The sequence below is a fragment of the Clostridium sp. AM29-11AC genome (genome assembly GCF_003480545.1).
GTDB classification, from domain to species: Bacteria; Bacillota; Clostridia; order Lachnospirales; family Lachnospiraceae; genus Otoolea; species Otoolea saccharolyticum_A.
Window position 1 is genome coordinate 15,232 of the sequence record NZ_QUJI01000012.1, and the last position, 14,154, is coordinate 29,385.

The following is a 14,154-nucleotide window of genomic DNA, read 5'->3' on the forward strand; positions in this document are numbered from 1 at the left end:
TATGAACAACTTCACCTTTGAGGAAACGAACCTTCTTTGCATCTACAACACCGGCAGCCGCACCGGGCTGATCGACGCTCTGACGGAGATGCGCGGTGAGCTTTCGCCGGAGGAAGCCGAGCTGCGGGAACTGACGGACAGCGCCCTGGGTAAACTCCAAGCTATGAACGACACCGAGTTTGCCGAACTGGAGCTGTACCCAGATTTCGACGAGTAAAAAACACACATAAAGACCTGATGGGACGGCCTGATATGCCGTCCCATTTCTATTCAACATGAAGGGAGGACAGAAAACCATGCCATCCAAAGCTGAATTTTACCGGCAGATGGCCGAACAGGTATCGACCCAGCTTGTAGGCAGCTGGAAGGAGTGGACGGCTTTTCTCACCACCGCCGCCCGCCTTTATAAATACCCATTCCACGAGCAAATGATGATTTACGCCCAGCGCCCGGATGCCACCGCCTGCGCCGAGTATGACCTGTGGAATGAAAAAATGGGACGGTATGTGCGCCGTGGCTCCAAGGGTATTGCCCTGGTGGACGATTCCGGCGACAAGCTTCGCCTGCGCTATGTGTTCGATATTTCCGATACCGGCACCCGTGAACATTCCCGTACACCCTGGTTGTGGCAGCTGGAAGAACAGCACATTGGGCCTGTGTCGGCCATGCTGGAGCAAAACTACGGCGTTGCCGGTGACAATCTCGCCCAGCAGCTCACGGATGTAGCCGGAAAGCTGGCGAGTGAGTATTGGGACGATCATCAGAGAGATTTCCGCTATATCGTTGACGGTTCGTTCCTGGCGGAGTACGATGATTACAACATCGAAGTCCAATTTAAGTCCGCCGCCACCGTCAGTATCGCCTATGCCCTGATGTCTCGCTGTGGGCTGGATACGGAACAATATTTCCAGCATGAGGACTTCATGCCGATTTTCGATTTCAATACCCCGGCCACGGTTGGGGCGTTGGGCGCGGCGGTCAGCCAGATTAACCAGCAGGTTTTGCGGCAGATCGGCGTCACCATCCAGATCTATGAGCGCGAGCAACTCGCGGAAAGGAGCGTTACACATGGAGAACAGCCTGACTTACACGATGAACGGAGATTATCAGATTCCCGACCTGAAGCTGACCGAACAGCCGGAGAAGCCCCTGGGCAAGTACGGCAGGATGCGGAAAGCGTACCTGAAGGAACACCGGCCCCTGATTTACAATCAGCTGCTGCTGACCGAGAAGCTGTACCCGCACCTCATCGAGATCGACGAGACAGCGCAGAGCCGTCTGGAGCAGATGATGCCCCAGCTGGCGAAAGACGCGGGCGCGACGGAGCAGCTGAAAGCCAGCGACCCGATGCGCTGGGTGGGCCTGATGAACACCTGCAAAGCACAGGCCGAGGAGATTCTGATGGCGGAGCTTATTCACAGCTGAGTTTCTTCCTCTCCGAAGCAGAACAAATCAGAATCATAGATGAAGCAGAGAATGTGAAAACATCCTCTGCTTTTTCTTTTGCCCAGGCTGACATCGACCATGTGCTGCGGCTGGGCGGCAACACCTATCGCCAGAGAGAGCGCATTGTCGCGGCCTTTGAGGAGCAGAAGTCCACCACCGAGATCGCAGACACCCTGAAAACCCTGTACCATGGCGGCAACGGGATTGGCAGCATCACTGCATGGTATGCCGAGGATGGAATCCATCTTTCCCACGGCAAAACTGCCCGTTACGATAAGTCCGCCCAGGTCATTTCCTGGGAGAGTGCCGCTGAGCGTATCGGCCAGCTTTTGCAGGACGGCCAGTTTGCCACCAATGTGGAGCTGGCTGAGGCTGCGGGCTATGAACGCTCCCTCCTCGCGGAAAAGTTCTGGAATCTGTACCACGATTTCAGCGAGGAAGCCAGAGAAGCTGGGTATCTGCCCATCCTTTCCAACAATCCGGGGCGCGGTTTCCCGGAGGAATCTGCATGGCTCACCGAACAGCTGAAAAGCCCGGAGTTTCGCCAGAACCTTGCGGAAGAATATGCTGCCTTCTGGACGGCCTACCAGCAGGATCGGGATTTGCTGCGCTTCCACTACCATAAACCCAAAGAAATTTGGGAGAACCTGCAAGATCTGTCCTTGCCTCGCACCACCTTTACCTCTCAGTTGACGGAAGTACCTTCGGTCAAGCAGTTTATCTCTGAGGACGAGATCGACGCCGCCATGACCAGAGGCAGCGGATTTGAGGGCGGTAAGGGCCGAGTTTTCACCTTTTTCCAGGAACCCCATACGGATAAGGAAAAGGTGGATTTTCTCAAACATAAGTATGGTATTGGCGGTCACTCCCATGCCCTGTCCGGTGCAATGAAAAGCGATGAAAGCCACGACGGAAAAGGTCTGCACTACAAAAAAGACGGCTGCCCGGATGTGCATTTCACCTGGGAGAAAGTCGCCAAACGGATTACCGACCTGATCCAGAAGGGACGCTATCTCACAGAACAGGAACAGGCGGAGTATGACAAAATCCAGGCAGAAAAGGCCCTGGCGGAAGAAGATGCCCTGCAAGCCCAGCAGCCGGACCCGGCTGTGTGGGAATACAACGGCGTCAAGGAGCGCCACCCGGATGATATAATCCTCTACCAAATGGGGGATTTTTTTGAGCTGTACGGTGAGGACGCCAAAACTGCTGCTGCGGAACTGGACCTCAATCTCACGACCCGCGCTATCCCCGGCGGTGGCCGTGTGGAAATGTGCGGCTTTCCGGCAAACCGGCTGGAGCAGGTTGTGGAACAGCTGCGGGATAAGCATGATGTGACCATTTCCGCTGTCCCGAAGGGCGGCAGGGAGCGGCAGGAGTATTCCATGCCCTCTATCGACCATGAGGCGGAACAGCACATCAATGCCCAGGAAGCGGAGTTTGGCGCAGACGGGACCAGAGTATTTCAGGAGACCGAAGCAGCCGCAGCCCCTACGATTCGAGAACTGCATGAGCAATACAAGCCCATTGTACTTGCCGCTGTTATGGAAGATGTGCCATATCGCAATGCCTGCGGTCACAGTGACCATGAGAACGCCGTGATCGAGGGCAATGCCGCTATTCGCCGTGCTGTCCTGGGATCTGGCAACATGGAGCTGCTCCGCCTCTATTCCGACACACCGGAGTTCCGCCAGCGCCTTCATCGAGAAATCATCGACGAGACCTATCCCAAGCTCCATGAGCTGCTGCACCCTCTCACGGACAATGACATCGACAAGGCTATCCAGGACTGGAACGGCAAAATCGAAAGTAAACACGCCGTTGTCCGTTACATGGAGAAACATGGGCGGGAAAAAGATACCGCTGCATGGCTGGCCCATGAGTTTGACGGCGGCGATGGCAAAACCCCGTTTTCGGTTCGCCCGGAAAGCCCCGAAGGAACGGTGCTGCCCTGGCCCAAGGTACAGCGCCGGATCGCTCAGCTTATCAAGGAGGACCGGTTCTACACCGAAGCGGAACAGGACCGGTTCGACAACATCGACCCCATCGCCATTCGGGAGGCTTTGGCCGAGCGCGGCATTGTGAATGGTGAACTGGTGGATGAGGAAAAACTGGATAATGACCCATTCATCCAGCGTGTTATGGCGGATGTGGAGGCCATATCCAGAGAGAGCGTCCCGGCAGATGAGCCGGAACAGCCTTCTCCCCATAATTTGCGTGTTCTGGTTTCAGATGAGGAATACGCTGCGGCTCGTGGCACACTCCGGGAGCGAACCTCCTACGATCCAGCGGTTCCTCCTTACAATGTGGGTGATATTGTCTATCTGGATGACCGGCCCCATCAGATCACAGAGCTGCGGGATGACACGGTGCAGCTGCTGCCCACCGGCATGAGCTATCCCATCTACCGGGCTGAGAGCCGGGAACGGTTTGAGCAGCTTTTGCGGGAGGATAACCGCAACGACTTCTATACCGAATTCCTGCCTGCAAATCTGGATACGGTGGACCAGGACCTTCGGGATGTGCTGGCCCATGGCCTGATTGGTGAGGCGGACAAGGCGGAGCTTTCCGAGCTTCTTCGCAACGGCAAGAGTAACCAGGAGGTAGCCTTGTGGCTGAGCCGGGCCTATCCCAACATCGTGGAAACGATGGAGCTGGAGACCGGCGAGACCGCCGATTACCGCACGATGCCGGAAGGTATCGAGCTGGAAGTGCTGGATGCAGATGAAAAGCGTCTGGCCATGCTGTTCTTCCAGTGGAGCGAGGTTGCGCCTTTGCTGCGCGGGATGTATGCCCGTCAGTTGGACGGTTTTGAGCAGGAACGCCCCGAACCGGCTGCCGAAACCCCGGCCTTCCAAGCCGAGACTGTGGCTGTCTATCCGGGCGATAAGAACAATCTGCCCTATGATGTGGTTGTTCAGACCCTGCGAACCAATGAGCCGGAGCCGCCCACGCCTGCTGTCGAGCCGGAAAAGACTCTGGATGAGGTACTGGACGAACACCCCGTTTCCATTCAGGTAAACGGCGAGTGGCAGACCTTCCCCAATGTCAAAGCTGCCGAGGAAGCCTCTTATGAGGAATACAAGGCCAATCTGCGTCGCACCGCCGAGAATTTCCGTATCACTGACGATCACCTGGGCGAAGGCGGCCCCAAGGCTAAGTTCCAGGCCAATGTCGAGGCAATCAAGCTGCTGAAATACCTGGAGGAAACCACCGAGCAGGCAACGCCGGAACAGCAGAAAATCCTTTCTCGGTATGTGGGCTGGGGCGGCCTTGCCGATGCCTTTGACCCCGACAAGGAAAGCTGGAGCAAGGAATATGCCCAGCTGAAGGAACTGCTGACCCCGGAGGAATACGCTGCTGCCAGAGGTTCCACCCTCAACGCGCACTACACCAGCCCTACGGTCATCAAAGCGATTTACGAGGCTGTGGGCCGCATGGGATTTGAGACCGGCAACATCCTGGAGCCGTCCTGTGGTGTAGGCAATTTCTTCGGTATGCTGCCGGAGGAAATGCGAAACAGCCGTCTTTACGGCGTGGAGCTGGATTCCATCAGCGGGCGTATTGCCCAGCAGCTCTACCCCAAGGCCGACATCACCGTGGCAGGGTTTGAGACCACCGACAGGCGGGATTTCTACGATCTGGCGGTGGGTAATGTACCGTTTGGCCAGTATCAGGTTCGGGATAAAGCCTATGACAAGCTGAATTTCAGCATTCACAACTACTTTTTCGCCAAGGCTCTGGATCAGGTTCGTCCCGGTGGCGTGGTGGCCTTTGTCACCAGCCGCTACACGATGGACGCCAAGGATTCCACCGTGCGCCGGTATCTTGCTCAGCGCGCCGAACTGCTGGGGGCCATCCGTCTGCCCAATGACGCTTTCAAAAAGAACGCAGGTGCCGAGGTCGTTTCGGACATCATCTTCCTGCAAAAGCGTGACCGTCCGTTGGACATCGTGCCGGAGTGGACGCAGACCGGGCAGACCGAGGACGGCTTTGCCATCAACCGCTATTTCCTGGACCACCCGGAAATGGTGCTGGGCCGACAGGAACCGGAAAGCACCGCCCACGGCATGGACTACACCGTGAACCCCATCGAGGGGCTGGAGCTTGCCGATCAGCTGCATGATGCCGTGAAGTACATTCGCGGCACCTACCAGGAGGCCGAGCTGCCGGAGCTGGGCGAGGGCGAAGCCATCGACACTTCTATCCCTGCTGACCCCAATGTGAAAAATTACTCCTACACCGTTGTGGACGGCGATGTGTATTACCGTGAAAACAGCTGTATGGTACGGCCTGACCTGAATGCCACCGCCGAAGCCCGTGTGAAAGGACTGGTGGGTCTGCGAGAATGTGTCCAGCAGCTCATTGATCTGCAAATGGACGCCGCCACACCGGACAGCGCCATCCAGGACAAACAGGCCGAACTGAACCGGCTCTATGACAGCTTCTCTGCAAAATATGGTCTTATCAATGACCGGGCGAACCGGCTGGCCTTTGCTGATGATTCCAGCTACTATCTGCTCTGCGCGCTGGAAGTCATTGACGAGGACGGCAAGCTGGAGCGCAAGGCGGATATGTTCACCAAGCGCACCATCAAGCCCCACAAGGCGGTGGACACTGTGGATACCGCAAGTGAAGCTCTGGCCGTATCAATTTCCGAAAAAGCCTTTGTCGATATGGCGTATATGGCGGAGTTGACCGGCAAGACCGGCGACGAACTGGCCGCCGAGCTAAAAGGCGTGATCTTCCGTGTACCTGGGCAGTTGGAGAAAGACGGCACTCCCCATTATGTAACAGCCGACGAATACCTGTCCGGCAATGTGCGGCGCAAGCTGCGTCAGGCACAGCGGGCCGCACAGCAGGACCCTTCCTTTGCAGTCAATGTGGAGGCCCTTACCGCTGCCCAGCCCAAAGACCTGGATGCGTCGGAGATTGAGGTGCGCCTGGGCGCTACCTGGATCGACAAAGAGTACATCCAGCAGTTTATGTATGAGACCTTCGACACGCCGTTTTATCTCCAGCGCAATATCGAGGTCAACTATTCTTCTTTCACCGCTGAGTGGCAGATCACCGGCAAAAGCTCTGTAAGCCAGAACAATGTGGCAGCCTATACCACCTACGGAACCAGCCGTGCCAATGCCTACAAGATTCTGGAGGACAGCCTGAACCTGCGGGATGTCCGTATCTACGACACCATAGAGGATGCAGACGGCAAAGAGCGCCGGGTGTTGAATGCCAAAGAGACCACCCTGGCCGCCCAAAAGCAGCAAGCGATCCGGGACGCTTTCAAAGACTGGATTTGGAAAGACCCGGACCGCCGCCAAGCTCTGGTCCGCCAGTACAATGAGGAAATGAACTCCACCCGTCCCCGTGAATACGACGGCGGACACATTACTTTCGGTGGTATGAACCCGGCCATCACCTTGCGGGAACACCAGAAAAACGCTATCGCTCATGTGCTGTACGGCGGCAATACGCTGCTGGCACACGAGGTAGGCGCTGGCAAAACCTTTGAAATGGTGGCTGCCGCCATGGAGAGTAAGCGCCTGGGCTTGTGTCAGAAATCCCTCTTTGTGGTGCCGAACCATCTGACCGAACAATGGGCGTCGGAGTTTCTGCGGCTCTATCCTTCCGCCAACATTCTTGTCACCACCAAAAAGGACTTTGAGACCCACAACCGCAAGAAGTTCTGCGCCCGCATTGCCACCGGCGATTATGACGCCATCATCATGGGACACAGCCAGTTTGAGAAAATCCCCATCAGCCGAGAGCGTCAGGAACGGCTCCTTCAGGAGCAGATCGACGAGATCACCGAGGGCATTGCCGAGGTGAAGTACAGCGGCGGTGAGCGTTTCACGGTCAAGCAGTTGGAACGCACCAAGAAGTCCCTGGAAGCCCGGCTGGAGAAATTGCAGGCCGAGAGCCGCAAGGACGATGTGGTAACATTCGAGCAGTTGGGTGTGGACCGCCTGTTCGTCGATGAGGCGCATAACTATAAAAACCTGTTTTTATACACCAAGATGCGGAATGTGGCAGGTCTCTCCACAAGCGATGCCCAAAAGTCCAGCGATATGTTTGCAAAGTGTCGCTATATGGATGAACTGACCGGAAACCGTGGTGTGATTTTCGCCACTGGCACCCCCGTATCGAACAGCATGACCGAACTTTACACCATGCAGCGGTATCTCCAGTATGACCGCCTGCAAGAGCTGAACATGACCCACTTCGACTGCTGGGCCAGCCGCTTCGGAGAAACCGTCACGGCGCTGGAGCTGGCACCGGAAGGCACCGGCTACCGGGCAAGAACGAGATTCAGCAAGTTTTTCAACCTCCCGGAGCTGATGAACTTGTTCCGTGAAGTTGCCGACATCAAAACCGCCGATCAGCTGAACTTGCCCACCCCGGAGGTGGAATACCACAACATCGTGGCCCAGCCTACTGAACACCAAAAAGAGATGGTGCAGGTTCTCTCCGAGCGCGCCTCCAGGGTACACAGCGGCAGCGTTGACCCCTCAGAGGACAATATGCTCAAGATTACCGGCGATGGCCGCAAGCTGGGTCTGGACCAGCGTATCATCAACCAGCTGCTGCCGGATGAACCCGGCACCAAGGTCAATCAGTGTGTGGGTAATATCATGCAGATCTGGCGGGACGGCGAGGCTGACAAGCTGACCCAGCTGGTATTCTGCGACATTTCCACGCCCCAGGCAGCCCCCTCCAAAAAGGCAGCCAAACAGCTGGATAATCCCACACTTCATGCGCTGGAACAGGCTGTGCCGTTGGATGAGCCTGAGCCTGCCTTTACCATCTATGAGGACATCCGCCAGAAGCTCATCGCCCAGGGAATGCCCGCCGAGCAGATTGCTTTTATCCACGAAGCCAAGACCGAGGTGCAGAAGAAAGAACTGTTTTCCAAGGTTCGCACTGGGCAGGTGCGCGTCCTGCTGGGCAGCACCTCCAAAATGGGCGCTGGCACCAATGTGCAGGACCGGCTTGTGGCGCTCCATGACCTGGATTGTCCGTGGCGTCCGGGAGACCTTGCCCAGCGCAAGGGCCGTATCGAGCGCCAGGGCAACCAGAATCCGCTGGTCCATGTGTACCGCTATGTTACCGAGGGAACTTTCGATGCCTACCTGTGGCAGACGGTGGAGAACAAACAGAAATTCATTTCGCAAATCATGACCAGCAAAAGCCCGGTCCGCTCCTGCGATGATGTGGACGAAACGGCGCTGTCCTTTGCCGAGATCAAGGCCCTGTGCGCCGGAGACCCCCGTATCAAGGAGCGCATGGATTTGGATGTGGAGGTTGCGCGTCTGAAGCTGATGAAAGCTGACCATCAGAGCAAGCAGTACCGCCTGGAGGATCAGTTGCTCAAATACTTCCCCCAGGAAATCGAAACTAACAAGGGGTTTATTAAAGGCTTTGAAGCGGATCTGGAGACCCTGGCCGCCCATCCTCACCCGGAGGATGGCTTTGCTGGAATGGAGATCCGGGGCGATGTGCTGACTGACAAAGAAAACGCCGGTGCAGCCTTGCTAGACGCCTGTAAGGAGGTCAAAGGCTCCGAACCGGTGCAGATCGGCAGCTATCGGGGCTTTACTATGTCCGTGGAGTTTTCCGCTTGGAAACAGGAATATACGCTCCTGTTGAAAGGCCAGATGACCCACCGGGCAAGCCTCGGCACAGACCCGCGCGGAAACCTCACCCGTATCGACAATGCACTGGCTCAAATGCCTCAGCGTTTGGAAGCCGTGAAAAACCAGCTGGACAACCTTTACCAACAGCAGGCCGCAGCCAAAGAGGAAATCGGAAAGCCGTTTCCCTTTGAGGATGATCTGCGAGTCAAGTCCGCCCGTCTGGTGGAACTGGACACGCTGCTGAACATTGACGGCAAGGGCCATGCCCAGCCGGAAACTGTGGTTGCCAAGAGCGCACGGCCTTCGGTGCTGGACAGCTTGAAGCGCCCGGTGCCACCCCGTAGCCCTGAAAAGAAACCGAAACAACATGAGGAGGTGCGATAACATGAATACCAACGATCTGAATACGGCCCTTTATGAGAAGATGGCCGCTGAACAGGACAAATACCGGGACTGGCTGAAAAGCCAGCCCCCGGAGGAAATCCTGCACCATACCTATGAGTACACCGTCCGGGAGGACATTGTGATGGCGATGGAGGACTTGGAGCTGACCGATGCCCAGGCCCAGGCGCTTTTGGATTCGCCTACACCGCTGGCCGATGTGTACCGTCACTTTGAGAAGCTGGAGACCGGCTACATGGATGTGATCCGGGACAGCATTGAAAACCGAGCGGATGATGTGTGTAAGGTTTTGGAAGAACAGCGGTCCATCCCTCTCTATCTCCATTCTGCCGCCTATGCGTCCCAGCATGGGGAGATGGCACAATATAACCGCTCTTATCAGGCAAACTTTGACTGTAAAGAGGCCATTGAACACGCCATCAGCGCCCACTATGCGGATAACCGACTGGATACGGAGTCTGCGGTTAAGGCGGTGCTGGAAAAGTTCGGGTCGGAACGAGTACAGTTCATCCTTGCCAACACCATCCAGCATAAGGACAGCGACGGTCGCGTTTCCCGTGACAACAAAGCCTGGGCAAAGACCATTCCCATGCCGGAGGACAGCGGCACTTCGCGCCACTGTGCTTATCTGGTTGTGGATGAGGTCAATCTTGGTCTGACCGATCTGTTTACACGGCAGGCACGAAAAACGCTTCAGGAACCGGAGAAAGGCTCTGTCTTGCAAAAGCTCAAACAGGAGCCTACCACCCACAAGCCTGCTTTATCGAAGAAACAGGAGCCGGAACGATGAGCGCCAAAAAGCGTAAACGGGATGTGCCGGTCCTGTTTTGGGTTTCCGATGCGGAGATGGAAGCGATCCAGCAGAAAATGGCACAGTTCGGAACAAAAAACCTGAGCGCCTATCTGCGGAAGATGGCTGTGGACGGCTATGTGGTACAGCTGGACTTGCCGGAGCTGAAGGAACTGGTATCCCTGTTGCGCCGAAGCAGCAATAACCTGAACCAGCTCACCCGACGGGTACATGAAACGGGGCGGATTTATGATGCTGACCTGGAGGATATAGCCCAACGGCAGGAGCAGTTATGGGAGGGCGTGAAAGAAATCCTAACCCAGCTTTCCAGGCTTTCGTAACAGGGATATATGCCCCAACTGCGGAGGGAGGAACGGCGTTCTTTTCGCCGCGCCTTCCTCCGTTTTTTCTTTTGCCCATATCCTTGTCTTTTTGAAATGTTGGAAGGATAATATGGGTAGAAAACAGATTGCCGCAAAGGAGTTGAGAATAGATGAAAACCTTTGAGAAGGTGTTGGAGATTTTTCGTGAGTATTTGGACTGTGATCTAGAGGAAGAAGTCCTCCCTTGTCGAGAAGGTTATCTCCGCGTCACATGGAATGGAGATTCCCGCTACTGTGTGGATGGACTTCTCAGCCGGACACCGGACGAACTATTCGAGGTGCTGTTATCTGATTATCGCAGCTATGAGGAACTGCGGCTAACCAAAGGATGCCGAGAAGTGACGGAAGAAGATGAAAGACAGGCAGAAATTCTCTGTCAGAGCTTTCGGGAACGATGGAAGGAGGAAGAAAAATGAGGGCGATCTGGTTCATTCTGAAACTGCCGTTGAAGATTTTAATGGCTCCGGTGATTCTGTCGCTGACCCTGTTCGTCTGGATTTGTGTGGGGATTGTCTATGTCTCCGGTTTGGTGCTGGGGCTTATCAGCATGGTGGTTGCCCTGCTGGGTGTGGCAGTTCTGATTACTTACTCCTTGCAAAACGGCATTATCCTGCTGGTGATAGCATTTCTCATTAGTTCCTATGGTTTGCCAATGGCTGCAATCTGGCTACTGGGCAAGGTACAGGACTTGAAGTTTATCATTCAAGATTTGGTTTATGGATAATATGAAAACCTCCGACGAATTTCGTCGGAGGTTTTATGGTTCTAGGTTATCTTCTTGAAAAAGCGGCGATGCAAAAAAGGTATCTATCCCAATCCCCATTCCTTGGCACATCTCATGAATGATCCGTAGCTTAACCGAATCATACGAGCAGTTGATGACATTTCCAATCGTAGACTTGGGAACACCGCTTTTCATATACAGTTGATATTGTGTCATTTTTCTTTCATCTAGTAATTCTAACAGACGTTTGCTTACCGCCTCGTTTAGCTTCATTCTATACACCGCCCCTGTGACTGTACTATATTTAGTATATGGGCAGTTTTGCTAAAATTGGTCCCTGTACCTGTACTAATAGAGCTATTTGCAGTATGATGGTAATAGGGGTGCCATCGTATGAACGTAACTTTTTGTGGCCATTCGCAAATCACAAAGGCAGACAATATTGCGAATTGGCTTCGCAATGTAACACAAGACCTAATTGAGCAAGGAGCAACAACTTTTTATCTTGGAGGATATGGAGAGTTCGACAGTTTAGCAGCGTCTATTTTACGGGAACAAAAGAAAAAGTATCCGCAAATCGAGCTGGTTCTTGTATTGGCATATTTGAACACTGGCCGGGATGTTTCTGGCTATGACAGTACCGTGTATCCACCGCTGGAAAACGTACCGCGCCGTTTTTCGATTTCTCATAGAAATCGCTGGATGGTAGAGTCCGCCGATGTAGTGGTGGCCTATGTTCTCCATGATTGGGGCGGAGCAGCCACAACGTTACGGTGTGCCAAACAGAAAAAGAAGCAGATTATTTCATATCGTGATGAAATGGGCAGCTGAGGTTGTCTATTTTGCTGCCACTTCATATTTCCAAAACTGTTGAACGTTAAGCTGTCGGTAAAATTATGCCGAATTTTCATCACTTTACTTTTGAACTAATATTGCTTATAATATTAGTGTGAAAGGAAGTGGTACGGTGGGACAATTTGAACAGCTGGATCAGCTGCTGGAAACACAGGATGGGATGCTGCGAACAGCTCAAGTAGTATCTGCTGGTATTTCTAAGCCTGTTTTTTATGATTATGTGCACTCACGGGAATTGGAGCGGGTCGCGCATGGAATTTATCTTTCCAAGGATGCCTGGGTCGATGCCATGTACTTACTTCATCTGCGGGTCGAACAGGCAGTGTTTTCCCATGAGACAGCTTTATTTTTTCACGATCTGACAGACCGCGAGCCGCTGGAATATACGGTCACAGTCAAGACCGGATATAATCCCTCCAAGCTGAAAGCAGAGGGCGTACAGGTATTCACCATTAAGGCGGAACTGCATGGGGTGGGCCTGACAACGGCTCAGACACCATTTGGGCATACAGTTCCTGTCTATGACCTGGAGCGCACCATCTGCGACCTGCTCCGCAGCAGGAACAACATGGAGATGCAGACTTTTCAAGGGGCATTAAAGATGTATGCCAGAAGAAAAGACAAAGACCTGCGGACATTGATGCGGTATGCCGGTATGTTCCGGGTAGAAAAAATTCTGCGGCAGTATTTGGAGGTGCTTTTATGATAAAAACAGCAAGGCAGTTGAAGGATCTGATCCGCAATCTTTCCAGAAAAAAATCTGCGGACGCCCAGCTCTTGATGCGGAACTACATGATGGAGCGTTTTCTGGAGCGTATCTCCCTTTCTGAATATCGTGACAAATTTATTCTGAAAGGCGGTATGCTGGTAGCGGCTATGGTTGGTCTGGATGCCCGTTCCACGATGGATTTGGACGCTACTGTAAAAGGAGCCAATGTCAATGTGGAGGACATAGAGAATTTGATTTCCGCTATTGTGAGTGTCCCGCTTGATGATGGCGTCAAATTCCAGCTGAAAAGTATTTCGGAGATTATGGATGAGGCGGAATATCCGGGGATTCGCGTAAATATGACTACAACCTTTGACGGTGTGGTGACGCCTTTGAAGATTGACATTTCCACAGGGGATGCCATTACCCCCAGGGAGATCCGCTACTCTTTCAAGCTGATGCTGGAAGATCGCTCCATTGATATTTGGGCGTACAATCTGGAAACGGTTCTGGCCGAAAAGCTGGAAACGATCATTACCAGAACTACCACCAACACCCGCATGAGAGATTTCTATGACATTTATATTCTGGAACAGCTGCATGGGAATACATTGGACCCTCAGATTCTCCATGATGCGCTGCGGGCCACTGCTCACAAACGCGGGACAGAACGACATCTTGCAGAAGCTGCCGAAGTTTTTGAGGAAGTGGAGAACAGCTCGGTTATGCAGAAACTTTGGGAATCGTACCGCAAAAAATTTTCCTATGCGGCAGATCTGGAGTGGAACATCATCATGGGGGCGGTGCGCAGTTTATACGCTCTCAGTGAAAAGGAATCGAGCCTATGAAGAAGCACGGCCATTATTGTAAAGTCTGCGGAGAATATAAGGCTAATGAAAAATTTTCCGGCAAAGGTCATGCGGCGCACGTCTGTAAATCCTGTGCTTCTTTGCCGCCGGAGAAGCAAGCGGAGCAAATGACAATAAACCGCTTGCTGAATCTCCCATGGAGATTATCAAAGGAGCAGATTTCCTGGCTGAAGAACCGAATGAAAGATAAGCGCCGGGAAGTTCGTGCGCTGGCAAAAGAACAATACGAGATGAGGTTTCCTCCGAAGCGGTTAGAGGACATCGAGGACAATTTTGATTTTCTCGATGAGGACGATTTAATAGAATAACAAAAGCGGTCTGCACCATGCAGGCCGTTTC

General features: G+C 53.7%; 13 protein-coding genes. 11 read left to right on the forward strand and 2 right to left on the reverse strand.

The annotated features are described in order from the left end of the window. Position 1 precedes the first annotated feature (1 nt). A complete protein-coding gene (locus tag DW757_RS09965) occupies positions 2 to 217 on the forward strand; it encodes a transposon-transfer assisting family protein (RefSeq protein ID WP_002588921.1) in 216 nt (71 codons plus the stop codon). 49 nt (positions 218 to 266) lie between these two features. On the opposite strand, the gene DW757_RS17675 is transcribed toward DW757_RS09965, so the two are convergent. Continuing rightward, positions 267 to 1,070, reverse strand: coding sequence for a hypothetical protein (locus tag DW757_RS17675; RefSeq protein WP_072853160.1), 804 nt, complete (start codon positions 1,068 to 1,070; stop codon positions 267 to 269). Between DW757_RS17675 and DW757_RS17680 the strand changes: the two genes are divergently transcribed. The 6 genes from DW757_RS17680 (at position 1,069) to DW757_RS09995 (ending at position 11,382) form a co-directional block, all read left to right on the forward strand. Further along, positions 1,069 to 1,425, forward strand: coding sequence for a TnpV protein (locus tag DW757_RS17680; protein WP_072853158.1), 357 nt, complete (start codon positions 1,069 to 1,071; stop codon positions 1,423 to 1,425). The genes DW757_RS17675 and DW757_RS17680 overlap by 2 nt on opposite strands. 53 nt (positions 1,426 to 1,478) lie before the next feature. Further along, positions 1,479 to 9,467 (forward strand): SNF2-related protein, encoded by a 7,989-nt coding sequence (locus DW757_RS09970; protein ID WP_226394856.1) that lies wholly within the window; start codon positions 1,479 to 1,481, stop codon positions 9,465 to 9,467. A 1-nt stretch (position 9,468) separates the two neighbouring features. Beyond that, positions 9,469 to 10,275, forward strand: a complete 807-nt coding sequence (locus DW757_RS09975) for a DUF3848 domain-containing protein (RefSeq protein WP_002578490.1) — start codon at positions 9,469 to 9,471, stop codon at positions 10,273 to 10,275. Beyond that, positions 10,272 to 10,616: a plasmid mobilization relaxosome protein MobC gene (mobC, locus tag DW757_RS09980; RefSeq protein WP_002578491.1), complete on the forward strand. Its 345-nt coding sequence runs from the start codon at positions 10,272 to 10,274 to the stop codon at positions 10,614 to 10,616. The genes DW757_RS09975 and mobC overlap by 4 nt, the downstream gene beginning before the upstream one ends. A 152-nt stretch (positions 10,617 to 10,768) precedes the next feature. Next, the gene (locus DW757_RS09990) at positions 10,769 to 11,074 is read left to right on the forward strand and encodes a hypothetical protein (protein WP_002578492.1); all 306 of its coding nucleotides are present in this window, start codon (positions 10,769 to 10,771) and stop codon (positions 11,072 to 11,074) included. Next, complete coding sequence (locus tag DW757_RS09995) at positions 11,071 to 11,382, forward strand: CD1845 family protein (protein ID WP_087416039.1); 312 nt, start codon at positions 11,071 to 11,073, stop codon at positions 11,380 to 11,382. Before DW757_RS09990 ends, DW757_RS09995 begins: the two co-directional genes overlap by 4 nt. 33 nt (positions 11,383 to 11,415) lie before the next feature. On the opposite strand, the gene DW757_RS10000 is transcribed toward DW757_RS09995, so the two are convergent. After that, positions 11,416 to 11,655 carry a helix-turn-helix transcriptional regulator gene (locus DW757_RS10000; RefSeq protein ID WP_002578494.1) on the reverse strand — a complete coding sequence of 80 codons (240 nt, stop codon included), beginning with the start codon at positions 11,653 to 11,655 and terminating at the stop codon, positions 11,416 to 11,418. Positions 11,656 to 11,775: 120 nt separating this feature from the next. Here DW757_RS10000 and DW757_RS10005 point away from each other — a divergent pair, with 120 nt between their 5' ends. The 4 genes from DW757_RS10005 (at position 11,776) to DW757_RS10020 (ending at position 14,123) form a co-directional block, all read left to right on the forward strand. Beyond that, positions 11,776 to 12,213 carry a hypothetical protein gene (locus DW757_RS10005; protein ID WP_002578495.1) on the forward strand — a complete coding sequence of 146 codons (438 nt, stop codon included), beginning with the start codon at positions 11,776 to 11,778 and terminating at the stop codon, positions 12,211 to 12,213. A 136-nt stretch (positions 12,214 to 12,349) separates the two neighbouring features. Then, positions 12,350 to 12,943, forward strand: coding sequence for a type IV toxin-antitoxin system AbiEi family antitoxin domain-containing protein (locus DW757_RS10010; RefSeq protein WP_002578496.1), 594 nt, complete (start codon positions 12,350 to 12,352; stop codon positions 12,941 to 12,943). Further along, positions 12,940 to 13,794: a nucleotidyl transferase AbiEii/AbiGii toxin family protein gene (locus DW757_RS10015; RefSeq protein ID WP_002578497.1), complete on the forward strand. Its 855-nt coding sequence runs from the start codon at positions 12,940 to 12,942 to the stop codon at positions 13,792 to 13,794. The genes DW757_RS10010 and DW757_RS10015 overlap by 4 nt, the downstream gene beginning before the upstream one ends. After that, positions 13,791 to 14,123 (forward strand): hypothetical protein, encoded by a 333-nt coding sequence (locus tag DW757_RS10020; RefSeq protein ID WP_002578498.1) that lies wholly within the window; start codon positions 13,791 to 13,793, stop codon positions 14,121 to 14,123. The genes DW757_RS10015 and DW757_RS10020 overlap by 4 nt, the downstream gene beginning before the upstream one ends. The last annotated feature ends 31 nt before the right edge of the window (positions 14,124 to 14,154 follow it).

Excerpts from the sequence above, each read along its gene's own strand:
- DW757_RS10005 (WP_002578495.1), top strand. The coding sequence starts at position 11,776 with ATGAACGTAACTTTTTGTGGCCATTCGCAAATCACAAAGGCAGACAAT.
- DW757_RS17680 (WP_072853158.1), top strand. The coding sequence starts at position 1,069 with ATGGAGAACAGCCTGACTTACACGATGAACGGAGATTATCAGATTCCC.
- mobC (WP_002578491.1), top strand. The coding sequence starts at position 10,272 with ATGAGCGCCAAAAAGCGTAAACGGGATGTGCCGGTCCTGTTTTGGGTT.
- DW757_RS09990 (WP_002578492.1), top strand. The coding sequence starts at position 10,769 with ATGAAAACCTTTGAGAAGGTGTTGGAGATTTTTCGTGAGTATTTGGAC.
- DW757_RS09965 (WP_002588921.1), top strand. The coding sequence starts at position 2 with ATGAACAACTTCACCTTTGAGGAAACGAACCTTCTTTGCATCTACAAC.
- DW757_RS09995 (WP_087416039.1), top strand. The coding sequence starts at position 11,071 with ATGAGGGCGATCTGGTTCATTCTGAAACTGCCGTTGAAGATTTTAATG.
- DW757_RS17675 (WP_072853160.1), bottom strand. The coding sequence starts at position 1,070 with ATGTGTAACGCTCCTTTCCGCGAGTTGCTCGCGCTCATAGATCTGGAT.
- DW757_RS10000 (WP_002578494.1), bottom strand. The coding sequence starts at position 11,655 with ATGAAGCTAAACGAGGCGGTAAGCAAACGTCTGTTAGAATTACTAGAT.
- DW757_RS09975 (WP_002578490.1), top strand. The coding sequence starts at position 9,469 with ATGAATACCAACGATCTGAATACGGCCCTTTATGAGAAGATGGCCGCT.
- DW757_RS10020 (WP_002578498.1), top strand. The coding sequence starts at position 13,791 with ATGAAGAAGCACGGCCATTATTGTAAAGTCTGCGGAGAATATAAGGCT.
- DW757_RS10015 (WP_002578497.1), top strand. The coding sequence starts at position 12,940 with ATGATAAAAACAGCAAGGCAGTTGAAGGATCTGATCCGCAATCTTTCC.